General features: G+C 38.1%; 13 protein-coding genes. 3 read left to right on the top strand and 10 right to left on the bottom strand.

Annotation, left to right across the window (positions count from 1 at the left end; genetic code table 11):
- Positions 1 to 37 precede the first annotated feature (37 nt).
- Positions 38 to 2,263, top strand: a complete 2,226-nt coding sequence (helD, locus tag MKY76_RS02480) for an RNA polymerase recycling motor HelD (protein WP_048393309.1) — start codon at positions 38 to 40, stop codon at positions 2,261 to 2,263.
- A 266-nt stretch (positions 2,264 to 2,529) separates the two neighbouring features.
- On the opposite strand, the gene MKY76_RS02475 is transcribed toward helD, so the two are convergent.
- From MKY76_RS02475 to MKY76_RS02460, 4 genes are all read right to left on the bottom strand, one after another.
- The gene (locus MKY76_RS02475) at positions 2,530 to 3,399 is read right to left on the bottom strand and encodes a GNAT family N-acetyltransferase (RefSeq protein WP_233436290.1); all 870 of its coding nucleotides are present in this window, start codon (positions 3,397 to 3,399) and stop codon (positions 2,530 to 2,532) included.
- 346 nt (positions 3,400 to 3,745) lie between these two features.
- Positions 3,746 to 5,578 (bottom strand): ABC transporter ATP-binding protein, encoded by a 1,833-nt coding sequence (locus MKY76_RS02470; RefSeq protein ID WP_066038238.1) that lies wholly within the window; start codon positions 5,576 to 5,578, stop codon positions 3,746 to 3,748.
- Positions 5,578 to 7,299 carry an ABC transporter ATP-binding protein gene (locus tag MKY76_RS02465; RefSeq protein WP_048393307.1) on the bottom strand — a complete coding sequence of 574 codons (1,722 nt, stop codon included), beginning with the start codon at positions 7,297 to 7,299 and terminating at the stop codon, positions 5,578 to 5,580. The genes MKY76_RS02470 and MKY76_RS02465 overlap by 1 nt, the downstream gene beginning before the upstream one ends.
- Before the next feature lie 66 nt (positions 7,300 to 7,365).
- A complete protein-coding gene (locus MKY76_RS02460) occupies positions 7,366 to 8,262 on the bottom strand; it encodes an EamA family transporter (protein WP_048393305.1) in 897 nt (298 codons plus the stop codon).
- 186 nt (positions 8,263 to 8,448) lie between these two features.
- Between MKY76_RS02460 and MKY76_RS02455 the strand changes: the two genes are divergently transcribed.
- The gene (locus MKY76_RS02455) at positions 8,449 to 10,470 is read left to right on the top strand and encodes an EAL domain-containing protein (RefSeq protein ID WP_342557376.1); all 2,022 of its coding nucleotides are present in this window, start codon (positions 8,449 to 8,451) and stop codon (positions 10,468 to 10,470) included.
- Between the two features lie 46 nt (positions 10,471 to 10,516).
- Here the strand turns inward: MKY76_RS02455 and MKY76_RS02450 are convergent, their stop codons facing one another.
- The gene (locus tag MKY76_RS02450; RefSeq protein WP_175400783.1) at positions 10,517 to 10,984 is read right to left on the bottom strand and encodes a threonine/serine exporter family protein; all 468 of its coding nucleotides are present in this window, start codon (positions 10,982 to 10,984) and stop codon (positions 10,517 to 10,519) included.
- A 21-nt stretch (positions 10,985 to 11,005) separates the two neighbouring features.
- Entirely contained in the window at positions 11,006 to 11,758 is a 753-nt protein-coding gene (locus MKY76_RS02445; RefSeq protein WP_066038236.1) for a threonine/serine exporter family protein, read from the bottom strand.
- A gap of 339 nt (positions 11,759 to 12,097) precedes the next feature.
- Between MKY76_RS02445 and MKY76_RS02440 the strand changes: the two genes are divergently transcribed.
- Entirely contained in the window at positions 12,098 to 13,507 is a 1,410-nt protein-coding gene (locus MKY76_RS02440) for a polysaccharide deacetylase family protein (RefSeq protein WP_048393300.1), read from the top strand.
- Positions 13,508 to 13,934: 427 nt separating this feature from the next.
- Here the strand turns inward: MKY76_RS02440 and MKY76_RS02435 are convergent, their stop codons facing one another.
- The 4 genes from MKY76_RS02435 to MKY76_RS02420 form a co-directional block, all read right to left on the bottom strand.
- Positions 13,935 to 16,034, bottom strand: a complete 2,100-nt coding sequence (locus tag MKY76_RS02435) for a beta-propeller domain-containing protein (RefSeq protein ID WP_257961674.1) — start codon at positions 16,032 to 16,034, stop codon at positions 13,935 to 13,937.
- 127 nt (positions 16,035 to 16,161) lie between these two features.
- Positions 16,162 to 17,355, bottom strand: coding sequence for an acyl-CoA dehydrogenase family protein (locus tag MKY76_RS02430; protein ID WP_342557375.1), 1,194 nt, complete (start codon positions 17,353 to 17,355; stop codon positions 16,162 to 16,164).
- A gap of 9 nt (positions 17,356 to 17,364) precedes the next feature.
- Complete coding sequence (locus MKY76_RS02425; protein ID WP_048393296.1) at positions 17,365 to 18,537, bottom strand: saccharopine dehydrogenase C-terminal domain-containing protein; 1,173 nt, start codon at positions 18,535 to 18,537, stop codon at positions 17,365 to 17,367.
- Between the two features lie 26 nt (positions 18,538 to 18,563).
- On the bottom strand, positions 18,564 to 20,042 hold the full coding sequence (locus tag MKY76_RS02420) for an aldehyde dehydrogenase family protein (RefSeq protein WP_342557374.1): 1,479 nt from the start codon (positions 20,040 to 20,042) through the stop codon (positions 18,564 to 18,566).
- Positions 20,043 to 20,092 lie beyond the last annotated feature (50 nt).

The following is a 20,092-nucleotide window of genomic DNA, read 5'->3' as shown; positions in this document are numbered from 1 at the left end:
TACTTTGAAATTGTAAGTACCTAGGAGGTGCTAAAAAATGACTGTACAACATCCAGATTTTCAGGCTGAAGTAGAGCGGTTAGCGTATACCCAAGGCTATATGCAACAAATATTAGACGAATCACAACGAGATTTAAAATCTGCTCAAGAAAATATCCGCAAATCTATGGCCGATCTTGATTACTTAGATTCGAGTTTAAGTTATTTAAATATCTTAACAAATGCCAGATTTTTTGAAATGGCACGTAATCAAAAAGAAGGTCTAGAGGCCGTTCGCAAGAAGCCCTATTTCGCTAGAATCCATTTCCAAAAAACCGGTGACCCAGAAGAATTCCTTTATATTGGGAAAACATCACTATTTCATCGTGAAACCCATGAGCCCATTATTGTTGACTGGCGCTCACCCGTAGCTAATGTTTATTATGATGGACGTCTTGGTGACATGGAGTACGATGTCCGTGGTGAAGTTCATAAAGGACATCTCTTTGCTAAAAGGCAATACAAGATCGAAAATGGCGAATTACTCGATATACGAGATATTGATCTAACAACAAATGATGAACTACTACAAGAAGCATTAGCTGGAAAAGCTGATGTCCGTCTAACTGAAATTGTTTCAACCATTCAAAAGGAACAAAATGAAATTATTCGAGCACATCTTCGTCAACCAATTATTGTGCAAGGTGCTGCTGGTAGTGGAAAAACAACCATTGCTCTACACAGAATATCCTATTTCCTTTATACAATGGGTGAACATTTTAATCCTGAGCAGCTCATGATTTTAGCACCGAATAAGTTATTTATTGATTATATAGGCGATGTTTTACCAGAGCTTGGCGTCGATAAAATATGCCAAACTACTTTTACAGACTACGTTCTTTCTGCCACTAAATTAAAGCTTAAGCTTCAAAATCCAAATGAACAATTAGAATTGCTCGTTGCTGGAGGCAGTCAGCCTACTGCCTGGATTGCTGAAATGAAAGGTTCACTTTACTATCGTGATGTCATCGAACGCTACGTACAAAAGCTGGAACAAAAGATCGCAGAGCAATTCGAAGATGTCTATATTGAAAAATACTGTATCATGCGTGCTTCCCACCTGAAGAAGCTGTTTTTATATGAATTCTCATATATGCCTATCGAAAAGCGACTTGAACATATTAAAAAGGTCTTAGCAAGCCATGTACGTCAAAAAAAACAGGCTGTTTTAGCTACACTCCATAAAAAGTATGATGAAGCATTGGGTAAAGCCTTAAATGGAATTCGAGATGATGAAAAACGGCGACGTGTTGTCACAAAATTCATTGATGAGCGTGATGAACGAATTCCTGCCATTGAAAAAGAAACGAAGACAACGGCATCAGCTTATATGCGTCGCTTTCCCAAACATAATATTAAAACACTCTATCGTACCCTTCTCACCGATGCAGAATTATTAGCAGAACTCGCCCCTGAATGGCATTACCTTGAACAGCAACAATTTTTGCAGGCACATCGTAAAGAACAATGGGCACTCGAAGATTTAGCTGCACTATACTATTTACAAGCACGTTTAAAAGGCATTGCAGATGAATGGAAGATGCGTGTTGTCTTTATCGATGAGGTCCAAGATTACAGTTTATTTCAGCTTGCTGCTTTAAAAGCAGGTCTTGATACAGATATGTTTACTATGGTCGGTGATTTAGCACAAGGTATCCATAGCTATCGCTCATTAACAGCCTGGGAGCCTGTCCAAAGCTTATTTCCTCGTGCAAGCTTCCGCACTTTGCAAAAAAGCTATCGAACAACAATTGAAATTATGGAAGTCGCGAATCAAATTCTAGCGCAAATGAATGAACAGCTACCTTTAGTAGAACCCGTTGTGCGTCACGGTAAAGTACCAAGTTTTATTCAAGCAGAGCAATTCGATGCCTTTAAAGTTAAAGAGATTTTTGAAGCTATTCGTCAAAATGGCCATCGATCCATCGCTTTAATTTGCAAAACTACTGCAGAAGCCATTACTATGCAACAGGCATTAAAAGACAATGATATTGCTTCACAACTACTAACGGAAAATGAATCTATTAATCAAGAAATGTTACTTGTTGTGCCAAGTCACTTAGCTAAGGGACTTGAATTTGATGCTGTCATTGTAGCTGCCTACGATACACCATTTTACGATACACCAATTGACCGAAAGCTACTTTATGTAGCTCTTACACGAGCCATGCACGAGCTATACTTAATCGGTCCATCCAAAAAGACATTTTTATTAGAAAATTAAAAAGTCGCTAAAAGGCGACTTTTTTCTTTGCATCATTAATTTCTTGGGGGTAATTTATAAAACTTCCCTTTGGATAAATAAGCTTTCACAACTTTCCACCATGAATTAGGGGCTTCCTTCGGAGGAGACTTCTTCTTTGGCAATGCTGGCATGCGCATGATCACGACTCCTTTCTTAAAGCTTATTAATATTATATGAAGATAGTAGGTGATTATGATAAAAAAGGGCGATGAGTTGATATTAAATACCTCTCATCACCCCTTTTTCTATTGTTTTACATAATAATCAATTTGCTGTGCTTTCATAAAGCCTGCTTTTTCATAGACAGAAAGTGCTTTTTTATTGTCTACTTCTACATCTAGCATGACAAACGCTGCACCAACCTTACTCGCATAATCCTTTGAAAAGGAAAGAAGGGCTGTCCCAATACCTTGTCCTTCACAATTTGGATGTACAGCAAGTGCAGTTACCCACTGGATTTCATTTTCCTTAGCTGTAGTCACTGTGCCAACAACTGCACCATCTCTGTAAGCAACCCAAAGCTCTCTTCCATTTGTTGATGTATTAAAAGCAATAAGCTCTTCTGATTCTTCGGGTAGATCTCCAAAAGCCTCACAATAAATAGTAATCAGTTCAGCTTGCTCTCCGTTATAGGCTTGAATATTTATATCACTTCGTAATGTAACGGGCTCTGCTTTTGTTTCTAGGGTCGTTTCTGAAAAACTATAGGTAAACCCTTTGTTTTCAATAAATGTATGCCCATAAGGGGAACCATCAATTACTACAGCTAATTGCCCCTCTGCCCCTCTTTCTTTTAGCCCTACTTGTATACCCTCAACTAAGGCAGTTCCAATACCCTTTTGTCGATATGCAGGTGTCACCACTAATGACCACTCATATGTATGAAGTCCCATTAAGTCGATAGCACTAGCAGCACCAACTAATAAATCCTTATCATCCTCATACGCTAGTACCATGAAGCCTTTATTCTCGAAAGAGCTAGCCATAGGTACATTCATAATGGTTTCATAGACTCGATAATCTTGAACTGTTGCTTCTTCACATAATAACTTTACTTCTTTCAATGTTTCTCCATCTAATGGAAAAGACACTGTCATCACTGAAATATTCATCATTTACTCCGTTCCTGTAACAGACTATTGCCCTATTGTAGCAAGAATGAAAATAAGCTGGCAACAAAATATATTAATACCCGCTATTAATCAGAATTTTACTTCAAATATTAGAAAAATAAAAGGATTTATACTATAAAAATTCAGTAAAATGACTGAAATTTACTAGAAATAATATACTAATTTTTCTAAAATAGAGATATTTATTCTTTCACAACCCATTACTTTTAAACTATCTACTGCTTCATATTTTAATAATGTTATATAATAATTATACCATTTATTCAAATTAATAACATTTTAATTCAATAAAAAAGAGCAACTTCAAATGAAATTGCTCTTTTTCCATCTATTCCTCAAGATGGTGTGAGGATGAATGCAGCATTTGTGCATAAAGACCACCTGATTCGATTAGCTTTTGCTGAGGTCCAGCCTCCACTAATTCCCCCTTTTGCATCACTAAGACCATATCGGCATTATGGACAGTATTTAAACGATGCGCGATCACAAAGCTCGTGCGCCCTTGCATTAACGTATCGAGTGCCTCTTGTATCGCCAGTTCTGTCACAGTATCGATACTGCTTGTCGCTTCATCCAATAGTAAAATTTTCGGATCAGCAATAAGTGCCCTTGCTATAGAAAGTAATTGCTTTTGGCCTTGGGAAATCTCACGTCCATCCGCTGCAAGAATAGTATCATACCCATCCTTTAGTTTCATAATGAATTCATGTGCATTAGCTTGCTTGGCCGCTTCCTCAATCTCTGCATCACTCGCATCCAGTCTACCATATCGGATATTCTCGCGAACAGAAGCCTCAAACAAAAATGGATCCTGTAAGACAAAGGCCATTTGTGAACGAAGGGATTGTCGATCAATTTGCTGTACATTTATACCATCAAATAATACCTCTCCCTTTGAGACGTCATAAAATCTTGCAATAAGTTGAAGGATTGTCGTTTTACCAGCCCCAGTTGCACCAACAAGGGCTACCGTTTGACCAGGTTCCACTTTAAAGTCTACATTTTTTAGTGTGTACCCCTCTTCTTCTAGTTCATATTTGAAGTACACCTGCTTAAACGTTACATGTCCCAATAGCTGATGCTTTTGTGCTGACACATTTTCTGCCTCTGGTTGTTCATCAAGCAAGGAAAATACACGTTCTGCACCAGCAATGGCTGACAGTACTGTATTAAACTGGTTTGCTAAATCATTTAAAGGACGTGTAAATTGTCGGGCATATTCAGTGAATATAACAATTACCCCTATCGATACATGTCCATATAACGCAAGAACTCCTCCTACACCTGCTACAATGGTAAAGCTCATATTATTTAAGAAGTTCATAACTTTAGGAATATAACCTGAGTATGTCTGTGCCCAAAAACCAGTTCTTTTTAAGCGCAAACTTTTTTCACGAAATTCTGCTTTCATTCGCTCCTCTTGTGAAAATGCCTTCACAATCCGCTGTCCTGAAATTGTTTCTTCGATCATCCCGTTTAAGGCGCCAATAGCTACCTGCTGTTCTTTAAATAGTGGTGCTGTACGACGTGTAATCCATCGCATCGCCCAAAACATCAGTGGAATAATGATCATCGTCAGAACTGTCAGCAATGGGCTTAAACTGAGCATAATAATGACGGTTCCACCAAGCGTAAGAACACTTGAAAATACCTGAATAAAGGAACTGTTCAATGTTGAGCTGACAGCTTCAATATCATTCGTCATTCTACTCATCAATTCTCCATGCTGACGACGATCAAAGAATGCCACTGGCAGTCTTTGAAAATGAGTGAATACACTTGTCCTTAATCTATAGATCGTTTGCTGGGCGATGCCAATCATCCAATAGTTTTGTAGGAAAAGTGAAACGGCTAATAACACATAAATACCAATTAATAAGCCAATCCCTTTATCTAAGCCTGAAAGCTCGCCATGCATAACATAGTGATCAATCATTTGACCGATTACATAAGGACCAACTAAAGCTAATATGGAGCTAATCATCACTAATAAGAGCACCACAATAAGCAGTGCACGTTGTTCGTCGACAATTTTCCATAACCGCAGCAATGTACTTCTCCAATCAGCTGCACGTGGCCCCTTCTTTTTCTTCACACCCTGTTTCAGATCATCTTTTGTCAAAAGCGGTTCATAGCCAAAAGGTTTCTGGAAAAATCCCATTAATCCTCCACCTCCTGTTGAGAGATAGCTATTTTTTTATAAAGCGAGGAAGTCTCTAAAAGCTCTTCATGTGTGCCATAAGCAACTACTTTTCCAGCATCAATCAGTAAAATGCGATCTGCACCTTTAGCTGTACGTATTTTTTGTGTAACAACAAGCATCGTTGCTTTTTCTTCACTCAGTGCCGCCCACAAAGACTGTTCAGTTTTCACATCTAAAGCACTAGTACTATCATCAAGCATTAAAATATGTCCCTTTCTCAAAAGAGCTCTAGCTATAGATAACCTCTGTTTTTGCCCCCCAGATAAATTGACACCCTTTTGCCCAACCTTGGTATCATAACCATTTGGAAAATCTTCAACAGATGCATGAATTTGCGCCTGCATTGTAGCCTGTAATACAGCATCCATTTCAGCCTGTGTATCTCCCCAACGCACATTATCTGCAATACTTCCTGTAAATAACAATGACTGCTGGGGGACATAGCCAATCACTTCCCGCAACTCTTGTAAATCCCAATGTTGCACATCCTGACCTTCCACAAGTATTCTGCCTTGCGTTACTTCATAGAACCGAGGAATGAGCTGTAATAATGTTGATTTTCCTGCGCCAGTTGCCCCCATGATCGCTAGTTTCTCGCCAGACTTAACTTGAAAGCTCACATCTGACAGAACAGGAACATCTCCTCCTGGATAAGTAAAACTAACATGGTCAAAGGTTAATTCTCCATATTGTGTGGCATGACCTACTTCTTCTAAAAGAGATGTATCTTCAACCTCATTTTCAACGGAAAGGATTTCTGCCATACGTTCTGCAGATGCCTTTGCACGTGCGTAGAAGATAATAATAAAAGCGAACATTGAAAATGAGCCTGTCATACGCATTGCATAATTCACAATAGCCACAATATCACCAAGTGGCGTTGTTCCTGTAGCAATTTGTTTTGTACCAAACCATAAAACTGCGAGCAGGCTCATATTCATAATGAACAAAAGAACCGGCATAATATATTCCATTATGCGTAAGGCCTTCACAGTATCAACCTTTAACCGTGATGCAACTTCATCAAAGCGTGTAGCCTCATATGCCCCTCTTAAGTAAGCCTTTACTAATCGTATCGCCTGTAAATTCTCCTGTAAAACTCTGTTTAAACGATCGACCCTCTTTTGTACACGCCCAAAATAAGTCACACCTTTTGCCACCATAAAAAGAAGAAAAATAAAAATGATCGGTGCACCAATAACTAAAAATAAAGCTAATTTCGGATTTACGACAAAAGCCATAATAATGCTTCCTATCACAGCAAGTGGCGCTCGAAGCATAATACGTAAGCTCATAAACAGCACCGTTTGTACCTGTGTAACATCATTTGTTAATCGAGTAATAAGCGATGCAGTGGAGAATTTTTGATAGGTTGCTAGCGTAAAGGATTGAATCCTATCAAACAGGGCATTTCGAAGATCATATGAAAAGCTTTGAGCTGTATGTGAAGAAAAATAAGAATTGATAACGCCCGCCAGAAAGGCAACAAAAGATAGCCCAAGTAAAACAGCCCCCCATTGCAAAACCATTCCTTGATTTTGTGCCCTTACTCCCTCGTCGATTATTTTTGCCATAATGAGTGGCTGCACAAGCTCTACAAATAACTCTAAAAGCATTAAACATAAAGCAAAAATAGCTGTCCATTTATATGGCTTTACATAGGAAAAAACTTCTTTCATATTCTTTCCCCCTTGTTGGTAGATAAAATTTAATGATAGTTAAAAACTACTAACACTATAGTATATTTATGCTTTTTCTCCTGCTATAGAAAGCCAGGTTACACAAACAAGCATAACGAATACTCCTATTAATTGCCAAAAACCTAAAGAAGTACCGAAAATAATAACAGAGATCACCATTGCTGTTAATGGTTCAATACTAGAAAGAATGCTCGTTTCAACTGCCGTAATGTATTTCATACTACTTAAAAACAATATAAAAGCTACTGTTCCAAAAAATATTAAAGCAACTAATAACATTAAAATTTTAAAATCTACTAGAACAACCCATTGAGTGGACTGCTGCCAAACACGGCTTACTAAGCCCAAAGTGAAGCCACCCACCAGCATCCCCCAGCCCACTACTAAAAGCACACTCCACTCCTTCATTAAGCGTGCAGGATACAAGGTGTAAAATGCAAATGTTAAGCCTACTCCTATTCCCCATAACAAGGCTTTTGGACTAATAAGTAAACTTTCAAATGATGCATTCGTTAGTAACAGAAATAACCCTATAAGGGTACCAATAATACCTAACACTTGATATTTTGGTGGCCATTTCTTTAAACTAAGAGAGACATACGCGACAACAAATATTGGCGCTAAAAACTGTAGTAAGGTAGCAAGCACAGCATTACTTTCATTAATTGCAGCAACAAATGTAAATTGGACACCAAGCATACCTGCAATACCAAAAACTATGAGTTGCCTCCCCCATAGCTTGTGCTGCCAAATTCCAAAAATATTTTTTCCTGTTAACAATAAATATGTAAGTAGTAATATACCTGCAACCGATAAACGGATTGTTAACATAAAGGATACAGTCAAAGGTGTATGATTAAGCAACCACTCCATTAAAGGGCCAGTTGCTCCCCATAACATAGCACCCGAGACGATAAATATTATTCCTTTTAAACGTTTCATACCAATCCTGCTTCCTATATACGTACTAAAAATTGTTACTTTTCTTCAAATCATTTCTTATATTTCACTAGAAAAGTCCTATTAAATTTTACTATCAAATATTTACAAATATATTCATAATGACTAATTCCCGATTATTATCTATAATATTAGTATATATTGATTACCCAAGGAGATCGAATAATCATGAGTCATATGCATAAATCATTTACGATTGATGAACATTATTTAAATTCACTTCCTTTTCCTGCAATTATCATTAATCAAGATGGACAAGCAACAGTCTGGGGAAAGAGTGCTGAACATCTGATTGGCTTATCAGCTAATGATATTAAAGGAAATACTACTCCATCTATACACGAAAATCTACTGCGTCAGCTTCCTGTCGAAACACTTCAATCTATTTTACAAAATGAGGACAGTACGTATCTAGAAAAAATTCAAGTACACACAACTTCAAATGCAGAAATAACAACAGCTCTGCTAGCTAAACCTTTTACAGATGAGGGAGAACGTTTTATTCTATTGATTTTTATGCTCCCAGAATTAATGACGCAGGCTATCTCTCAATGCAATACCTTTGTAAACCTTAAGCAAGGTTTAGATGCAACCTTTATGACCGTTACACTCGATCACGATGGATTTATCTTGGAATGTAATAATGAATTTCTAAAAACAAGCCAATGGACACCAAAGCGTGTTATCGGCAAAACCTTTTGGCAACTGTTCCCTGATAATGAACTGAGTGAAAAAATAACACATACGATCTGGCGTAATTTAAATAATGGTCATACATGGCAAGGAGAAGTTGAAAAAATTACAAAAACGGGGCAATCCTATTGGGTGCTACTAACGGCTATTCCCCTCGTTAATCTTGAAACAAATGAACAACAGTTTATCCTAATTGAAAAGGATGTAACTAAATCAAAAACGATTCAACACCAACTTGAAAAAATTGCTTACATCGATACAGAAACTGGTTTGATGAATGCACATCGACTTGAAAAAGTAATCACCAATATGATTGACGATGAGAGACACTTTTCATTTGTTTATCTAAGTATTGATAAATTTTATACACTTAAAGAATTACATGATCAACAAATCGATCAAAGCCTTATTGTTGAATTTACAAATCGTATAAAAATGTATTTCCAAGATAGCACGATGGCTCGTATAAATGAAAATGATTTTGTTGTCATTACGCCTTTAAGTGAATGGTTTATTCAAGGCTTTTTATCTTACTTACAACAACATCCGATTTATAGCGGCAATATTGCTGTACCAATTTCTATTAGTGGTGGCATAACTAGATATCCTGAGGATCAATCAACATTCTCTCAGCTTATGAAGGCATCCATCGCTACTATTTCAACAGTCCGTGAGGCTGGCGGAGATAAAATTGTTTCTTTATCAACAGCAACACATAAAGCTTTAAATCGTAAAGCATTAATTGAAAAGCGCTTACTCCAAGCACTTGACCAAAAGAACTTGAAGGTACTCTATCAACCACAAATCGATGTGTATTCTGGAAAAGTTACTGCTGTTGAAGCACTTGTACGTTGGGAAGATGAGGTAATAGGTGTCGTAACGCCTGATGAGTTAATTCCTATCGCTGAAGAAACAGGTCTAATTAATAATATTGGGTCCTTCATGCTGGAAAAGGCATGTGAACAAGCATTACTTTGGAAAAAGGCTGGCTATGATTTAAAAGTATCTATTAACTCTTCTGTACGCGAATTCCGTGATAAGAATATGGCAAAATCTATACTTGAAATGATTACAAAAACAGGTTGTCCAGCGAACCTATTACAAATTGAGATTACTGAAAAATTTGCTTTAGAAGCTGAAGCCGCAACGTCTATTGCACAGCAAATGCGTAAGCTTGAAAACGAAGGCATTTCTTTTGTATTAGATGATTTCGGTACTGGCTACGGCTCATTTAGATATATGCAAATTTTACCAATAAGTACATTAAAAATCGATCAAACGTTTACAAATTCACTCTTGAAATCCGAAAAGAGCCAAAAGCTTATGAATGGTATGGTACAACTAGGTAAATCCATGGAATTGAAAGTGGTCGCTGAAGGTGTAGAAACAGCTGAACAAGCAGATCTATTAATCACTTACGGCTGCGATGCCATTCAGGGCTATTATATTAGTAAACCTGTTACACCTGAAGAGATTGAACTATTACTGACAAAATAACAATAATGAAGAAGGAGGCTGCGTTTATTTTGCACGCAGTCTCCTTCTATTTTTTATAAACCTTTTGTAATTTTACTTTACTGGAACGAACTGAGCGGAATATGAGTTGGATAATTACTTCTGCAAAAACTAGTCCAATAACAATAGCACCTGTAATTAAAAATGCCTTTAAGCCATATTGCAAGCCTTGTAAGTAATCATCTTCTACCACATTTCTCATTGCATTATAAGCCATGCCCCCTGGTACTAATGGTATAATTCCCCCAACAATAAAAATAATCATGGGTATTTTAAAGCGTCGGGCATATAAATGAGCAACGATGGCAATGACAAATGAGCCGAAGAAAGAAGCTTTGACAACATCCATGCCTTGCTCTGTTAGAACATAGTATATAATCCAGCCAATTACCCCAACGAGTCCGCAATGAAGTAGTGTTTTTCTAGGAACATTAAAAATAATGGCAATCCCAGCTGTCGCAAAAAAACTAACTATTAATTGTATAATAATGTCCATCATCTGCATATTATCCGCCTCCTAATATCCTAGTGTGACGGCGATTGCTGCACCAATAGCAAAGGCTGTTAAAAAGGCCTCTGCTCCCTTTGCCATCCCTGACATAAAATGACCTGCCATTAAATCACGTACAGCATTTGTAATCAAAATACCTGGTACTAGTGGCATGACGGAACTAATAATAATTTTATCAAGTTCAGTACCATAACCATACTTTACTGCAAAGAAGGCAACAAAGCCGAGGACGAGTGATGCAGTAAATTCAGAAAAAAACTTTACCCTTGTTAAATGATTAATGATTACCAGTACTAGGAAACCGAGCCCGCCTGCCAAAAAAGCTATCGGAAAATCCGACCATCCACCCTTAAACATAATAAGGAAACAACCACTAGCAAGCGCAGCTGCCAAAACTTGCAAATAAGTTGGTAAAAAATAATTTGTTTTTTGTATCGACTTTAACTCGTCATAAGCTTCTTCTAATGTTATGATTTGAGATGTGAGTCTACGAGATACTGAATTTACCAAGGCGATTTTTTGCAAATCTGTAACCCTACTGGGAATTGATGTAATTCTTGTTGGCTGTGTCTTGCCTAACGAAAAAATGATGCCCGTTGGTGTGGCATAACATTGAGCATTTGGCATATTTTGAGAATGTGCCATACGCAGCATCGTATCCTCAACACGGTATGTTTCGGCACCACTTTCAATCATAATGCGTCCTGCAAGCAACAAACAGTCAATCGTAAGTTCATTATCCGCATCTTGTAAGACCATTGCAGCTATCTGCCTCCTTCAAAAGGTTCCTTGCCAATATTAACGAACTGCCAATAAAAACTCAACTGAAAATTTTTTTCTTAAGCAATGGATTATCTTTCAATTTATTTTTACAGTTACACTAATATTACGCATGTGTTTTTTCTATTTTAGTAGGTATTTTACAACCTCTTAAATAGAAGTACAACTACAATTAATTCGCTGATTTTTGAAGAAAAAGTGATCTTAATAATTTTCCACAAAATTACATAAAAAGATTCTAGATTTGTATAACTTTTTTAATGACTGGCACGTCTGATTGTATAGAAAATAAAAAAAGAGGGGAGCGTATCCAAAACCATGCAGGAACGTAGAAAAAGACGCGGTCCAATAATTGATTTCTTATTACTTAGCCTTATTGTGACCTTAACAACTATTATACTTTTTATTATCCTTTCAAAGGATGACTTTAAGTTTCAAAAGATTAGTGCTTCAAAAGAATCCGAGACGGAATCGGTGAATAGTCATTTATCGACCGAAAGTTCTGCGTTTCCAGGCATACGTATTGTTACAGACGTTTCAAATGACAAACGAACACCATTTGCTATACATTACCCACAAACAGATAACGAGGTTTTTAATGATGCCGTATTACAATACATATCGGATTCAAAAGAAAACTATCTAACATCGATGAAGAAAAATAAAGATACAGATGCTATGGGTGAATTAAATATTAGTCTAGAAACTTTTCCGTACCGAGAGCATTACTATTCCTTTGTGCTAACAAAAATGCTATATGTAGGTGGAGCCAATCACGAGGTCTCCACAAAAACATTCTTCATTAACAACGAAACGGGCGAACAAATTACGATCCAAACGCTCTTACAAAATGATGAGAATAACTTATCTACGTTGGCTGTAAACGTCCGAAAAGATTTGCAAAAAAACCTCCAATTAAAGGATGAGCTTTTCAACGATGAACTATTAAAAGCTACCGAACCAAAATGGTCTAACTTCAATCGCTTTGCTATTGTTGATGATTCATTACAAATCTATTTCGATGAATATGAGATTGCTAGTGGAGCAGCAGGTACCCCAATAGTGAAACTACCCCTTTCGCTTATTAACCCTTTGTTAGCCTCCGAATTTCAAATCGCAATGGAAAATGTAAAACCAATTAATCCACCACCAACTGGTGATCCGAATAAAAAACGTATTGCTTTAACATTTGATGATGGTCCACATCCAAAAGTCACGGAGCAAATTTTAAATATTCTTGATAAGTATCACGCAAAGGCTACTTTCTTCATGCTCGGTAGTCGTGTACAATACTATCCTGACATCGTAAAAGATGTTCTTGCGCGCGGTCATGAAATTGGAAACCATTCGTGGAACCACCCTGTCTTAACAAAGCTTACGCAGGAACAAGTGATGAAAGAATATAACACGACTGCCACTGAAATTGAGAAGGCAATCAATCAAGGTGCCACAGTTTTTAGACCACCATACGGTGCAACTAATGACACAATTAATGCCGAGATTCCTATCCCTGTTGTGCTATGGACAATTGATACATTGGATTGGAAACATCGAAATGCACAGCAGCTATTGCCACACGTAAAAAATAATTTACACAATAATGCCATTGTCTTAATGCATGATATTCATCAATCCACTGCAGACGGACTTGACGCTGTTCTTGCCTATTTACAAGAGCAGGGCTATGAATTTGTGACTGTATCCGAGATACTGCCATATCGACAATAGTAATAAACAAAAAGTCCAATGAATTTCTCCATATTCATTGGACTTTCTTTTTGGTTGAAAAAGATGATGTCAACGGCAGAAAAAGCAACTTTGCAAGGCGAGAGGTTGACTTCTGTTCCGCCAGCGTCCTTTCCAGGGCGTCCGATGAGCCGCTTCACTCACCTACGTTCATCCAGGGTCTCATCTGTGACGCTAAATCCCCTAGGAGTGACGCTGGCTCCACTCCAATCAACCATTCTGCCAATTGTCTTTACTTTTTCATAGTAGCATAGTGATCAAATAGCCCATTATCAGAGGATGATGGGTGACAACACCTCTTCATAAAGAATAATGAACACCTTCACTATATTTGAAAACCGTTGCTAAAGATACAGGATTGGAGTAAAGGCTACTTGATACCTTTCAATTGACTGTTTTGTTTTTCTTATTATTTTATTGTTAATGTATCTAAAGGCTTGAAGTCATTTAACTGATAGCTTTTTATCTCGTTACGCGCTATTGTATACAGCGTATCATCTATATAGACAACACGTTGTACAACTTGCTCCCCATTTTCATAGGACTCATTATTATTACGATTGATTATATTTCCTTTCAATACTATCCCTTTCTCTGCAGTAATTTCATAAATTTGAGCACCTTGACCTTGATAGACAACTTCGTCTCCCTTACCTGCCTCATACAGTACTACAGGGAAGCCAAAATAGTTGTATTCCTTATTGCGGAATAGCGCTTTAGGATTGTATTGCACTTCAGAGGAAGAACCTTTCCCACCAATTTTTACGGTTGATTGTTCTTTCGGATTTCGGAAGTCTGATACATCGAATAGGGACATCTTCATATTGGTTGTCACAGTAAAATTACGTTTCGTATACGAATCATAGCGTTGCTCCGTATCATAACCAATACCAATTAAATGCGTATCATCTAATGGATGTAGGTAATTACTGAAGCCAGGAATCTTCAATTCCCCTAGTACAGCAGGCTTTTTCGGATTCGCTACATCAATGACAAATAGTGGATCCACTTGTTTAAATGTCACCACATATGCTTTTTCTCCCATAAATCTAGCTGAATATATCTTTTCTCCAGGCGCCATATCTTTTACTGCACCAAGCGGTTTTAAATGTTCATCCAAAATAAAGAGATGGTTATAGGAAGTACTTTTCTCATTCCACGTATTACCTTCTGTTGTAAAGATCCGGAAGTTCCCCTTATATTCATCCATTGAATACTGATTTAACACAGTTCCCTTTACTTCCGTACTTCCGACAAAGTTCAAAGTCGTTCCATCTACATTCCACTTGAAAATTTGAGTGTCGGCTGACCTCGGTAACCAAATCATATCCATGACGCGCTTTTCTGATGAAACATCAATACTACTTTCATACATTGGTGTCGTTAAATACAGGGCTTTCTCTGACATATAAAGACCACTACTTCCACCTAAGTACCCTTTCGTATTGGCCGTTGTCTTAGCTCCATTTTTTAAATCGACAGCTGTAATTAAACTATAGGTACCATCCATCGTATTTGGTAAGATTGAGATTTTTTCCAAAGGCAGACTTTGGTACTCTGTTCCTGCCATACTATCAAATGTTTTAGGCTTTAAATCGGTTTTATTGTCTTCTTGTAGCATCCAGTAATTTGGATACATATTACCGATTAAATATAATGTGTCATTCGTTATGCGAATATCCTGCAAGAAGCCTTCTTGCCCAACATCACGTACATGCTTTGGATTACTTGGATTTGAAATATCATAAATTGAGGCTGTTACCATAGCTGTGCCTGCTTTTTCAATATATTGATCCCCGATGGCAATTAATAGATTGTCATATAGGGCAAGCTTAGAAATATATTGGGAATGTTTTAATTTGATACTTGTAGCCATCTTTAAATTCTTAGGATCTTTAGCATTCACCACTGTAATGCTCTGATCTTTTGCAGTGTAAATAAAGCCATCTTTTACCACTACAATGTCTCCCTCTTCTACCCCCTCTACTTGATTATTAGTTGTAGACTCATTATTAGCTGTTGCTTTATCTTCACTTGCTGTACTTTGTAAGCTCTCTTCTTCTCTAATTTCTACTCTTTGAGTTGTTAACAACTTTTTAAAATACTGCTGTAACTCTTTCTCCGATTTAACGGCTGTTAATGTCTCGATAATTGTAAATGGAATTGTCTGTGAAGCTACATTCAGTCCGCCTTGTGCAAAGGCCTCCTTTTTTACATGCAATTGATAATTACCTGGTGCTAACTTTTTCACCACTATCGTTTTTTGATCTTCCAACAATTCAATTGTTGCAGGTACTTTGCTTCCTTTTTCCGTAGTGATATAGACATATTCCTCAGTTATTTTGTTTTTCTTTAAAGCAACTGAAAAAGATGCTTGCCAGTTTTGTGTTGCCATACTTGCGCTAGCCGCCTTTGCCGTCACATCTGTATTCACTATCAATGTAAAAATTCCAGGCACGATAGCTAGAACGATAATCAGCATAATTGCGAACCATTTACTTTTCATCATTTTTCCTCTCCTTCATATACTTGTTTATTAATTAGACTAGTAAAAAAGAGGAAAGTTACATTTTTCTGAAATTTTCTAAGTAAGTTGAGGCACAATAAAAAACGAGAGGGAAACACTTCCCTCTCGTCTATTCTTCAAATGGCCATTTAGGCAACATATTTTTTAATGGCTTATCTTGTCGTCTTCCCAATACATAATCTGCCTGCATAATAGTATGAATTTCGCGAGTCCCTTCATAAATGACTGGTGCTTTGGAGTTTCTTAAATAACGGGCAACTGGATACTCGTCTGAATAGCCATAGGCTCCATGAATCTGGACCGCATCATCCGCAGCCTTATTCGCAAAATCACAAGACTGCCATTTTGCCAATGATGTCTCTCGAGTATTTCGATCACCTTTATTTTTCAATTCTCCAACACGATAGACAAGGAGACGACTCATTTGATAGCCTGCTTCCATATTAGCAATCATTCGTCCGACAAGCTGATGCTCACCAATAGGTTTACCAAATGTCTCTCGTTCATGACAGTATTTCACACTAGCCTCTATGCAAGCTTGGATCAAACCAACAGCACCTGCTGCTACTGTAAATCGACCATTATCTAGCGCAGACATGGCAATTTTGAAACCCTCGCCCTCTTCACCAAGTCGGTTTTCAATTGGCACACGTAAATCTTCAAAAAAGAGCTCACCTGTATTACCAGCACGAATACCATATTTTCCTTTTATCGCTTTAGATGTAAAGCCAGCCATGGAACGTTCTACAATAAACGCACTAATTCCATGATGTTTTTTTGATTTGTCTGTATAGGCAAATACGATAAAGTGGTCTGCAATATCACATAAGGAGATCCACGTTTTTTGCCCATTGAGGATATAATGATCTCCATCACGGACGGCAGTTGTTGACATGGCAGCTACATCAGACCCAGCCCCTGGTTCTGTGAGACCAAAAGCTCCAATCCGTACACCTTTAGCTTGCGGAACAAGGTATCGCTGCTTTTGCTCTTCAGTCCCCCACTGCATTAAGGTCATGCTATTTAAACCTGTATGAACAGATACGGCTGTGCGAAATGCCGTATCTCCCCGTTCAAGCTCCTCACATACGATAGCAAGTGCATTATAATCCATGCCACTACCTCCGTATTGTTCAGGAACACAAACACCCATTAAGCCAAGCTCAGCAAGTCTGGACCAAATTTTAGCATCAAAGCCACCTTCAGCATCCCATTTAGCAATATAGGGAATGATTTCTTCATCAACAAACTGTCTTACTGTTTTCCTTAGCATTTCCTGCTCAGTGGACATTTCAAAGTTCATGGTCAGCACCTACCATTTCACAATCATAGCAGACTTATGTGATGTCTCTTTAATGACCACACCTCGTTTAGCCATCTCTTCAATATACGTATCACCTGGCACGATTGCTTCAGGCGGGAATACACCATGCTCTGTAATAGCACCGGCACCAATCATCTGAGCAACAACTGAAATCGTATTTGCCGTAGCACGGGCCATCGCTGTTTCATTAATTGTCATATCTTTACGTACAACCATTTCATATTCATATGTCACCTGCTGTTGGGCCTTTTCACCTGCTACAATAACACGTAACAATACAGCATCAGGTTTTGAGCCCAATTCAAGCTTCTTTTTGAGTGCCTCTCGTACGACTGCACGAACAGGCACTTCTTGATTATCCACTTCTACCTTATTCGCAGAATCAAGGAAGCCTAAGTCTGCTAAAAGTTTAAATTTCTCAGCATGGCCTTTATAACGGATGGTTTTATATTCTAATGTGCGGACATTCGGGAATGTCTTATACAATGTGGAGATACCACCAGATGTATAAAATGCCTCAAGCACACCGAAATCATCAAAATAAATAGGTTCAACGCCTGATAGGGATGGAACTTCTTCAAGCTTGCCCTTCTGAATCGTTTTTGAAGGCTCAGTATAATGATCGAAAACGCCATCTAAAGAAAATACGCGTGTATAATGAAGCGGAGGCTTTGGCTCAGTTGGAATACCACCAACAAATAGTTTAATAGATTCTACTTCGTCTAATTTTGAAGCACCATAGCCCGCTAGAATATTGATCATGCCGGGAGCAACACCTAGGTCAGGAATGATTGTAACACCTTTTGCCTTTGCTTCCTCATGTAAATCTAATATCTTCTCTGTAACGCCACCGATATGACCACCTAAATCAACGGAATGGACGCCTGCCTCAATAGCTGCTCTTGCTACTCGTTCATTGAACGAATAAAACAATGCATTGACGGCAACATCCCCCTTCGAAATAACACTCATTAATGAATCGTCACGTTCTGCGTGTAGCTCTACCACTTCTACCTTATTTGTATCTAGCGTATCTACAAAGTCCTGTGCAACTTTTACATCGATATCACCTAAATACACACGCTCCACTTTATCGTTTTTTATTAAATCACGAGCTACCTCTTTCCCCATTAAACCTGCACCTAATACAACAACTTTCATCAAGAACATCCCCTTTCGTTGATCTGTTACTCTGTATCGATTTGTGCTCTTTGTAATTTACCGCTGTAGTCTACATAAATACTCTTCCACTCTGTGTATACATCTAGGGCTGCTACACCTGAATCACGGTGTCCATTTCCTGTCCCTTTAGTACCTCCGAATGGCAAATGGATTTCAGCACCTGTTGTGCCAGCATTTACATAAACAATACCTGTATCTAAATCACGTTGTGCGCGGAAAATTGTATTGACATCTTGGGAGAATATTGAGCTAGATAAGCCAAATTTCACACCATTATTTACTTCAATTGCTTCTTCCAAACTTGCCACTTCAATTAGAGATACGACTGGACCAAAGATTTCTTCTTGAGCAATAATCATGTCAGGCTTCACATTTGTAAACAATGTTGGCTCATAATAGAACCCTTTATCATAAGGTGGTTCATTTAGTATCCTGCCACCTGCTAATAATGTAGCACCCTCTTGTTTACCTATTTGTACATAGTGATTAATTTTTTCCAATGCTGCTTTATTAATCACTGGCCCGATTTTTACTCCATCATCTAGACCATCCCCAATTGTGAGCTTTTGCATTTCATCTAAGAGACGTTTCTCTAATTGTTCTTTTACATCTTTATGCACAATGACTCGACTACATGCTGTACACCTTTGCCCAGCAGTACCAAATGCGCTCCATAAAATCCCTTCTGTAGCTAGCTGTAAATCAGCATCATTCATGACAATAACAGCATTTTTGCCACCCATCTCTAAAGAAACCTTTTTCAAATGCTTCCCGCCAAGCTCAGCTACTTTACTGCCCGTTGTTGTAGAACCTGTAAAAGAAATAACCTTGACGTCAGGATGTTCAATTAATGCTGTGCCTACTGTAGGTCCTGTACCAAATACGATATTAGCGACACCATCTGGTAAGCCTACTTCCTCAAAGATTTTACCCATTTCATAGGCCATCATTGGAGTCTCATTAGACGGTTTCCAAATGAATGTATTCCCTGCAACAATGGCAGGAAATGACTTCCATGTGGCGATAGCAACAGGGAAATTCCAAGGTGTAATGAGTGCTACAACGCCTATAGGTGCCCTTACACTCATAGCAAATTTATTGGCAAGCTCAGACGGTGTTGTTTCACCAAACAATCTACGTCCTTCACCAGCCATATAGTATGCCATATCAATTCCTTCTTGGACTTCTCCTCTAGCCTCTTCAATGACCTTGCCCATTTCTTTTGTTAAAACGGTCGCCAAATGTTCTTTTTTCTCTTTCATTTTTTGACCGATGGCATATAAATAATCTGCACGTTTTGGTGCTGGTATAAGTGCCCAGCTCTTTTGTGCTTGTTTAGCAACAGCTACAGCCTCGTCTACCTCATTCGAAGTAGAGCGTGGAATGGTAGCAAGCTGCTCACCGTTTGCAGGGTTCGTCACTGCTATACTTTGTAAATGTGAATGTGTGATCCATTTACCACCGATATAGTTTTTAATCTCCACTACATACACCCCCTGAAATACTCTATGATGCCTCAGCTGTTGTACCAGTC

It is taken from the genome of Lysinibacillus sp. FSL P4-0201 (genome assembly GCF_038593425.1).
GTDB classification, from domain to species: Bacteria; Bacillota; Bacilli; order Bacillales_A; family Planococcaceae; genus Lysinibacillus; species Lysinibacillus capsici.
This window is presented reverse-complemented; position numbering and strand designations above follow the sequence as displayed.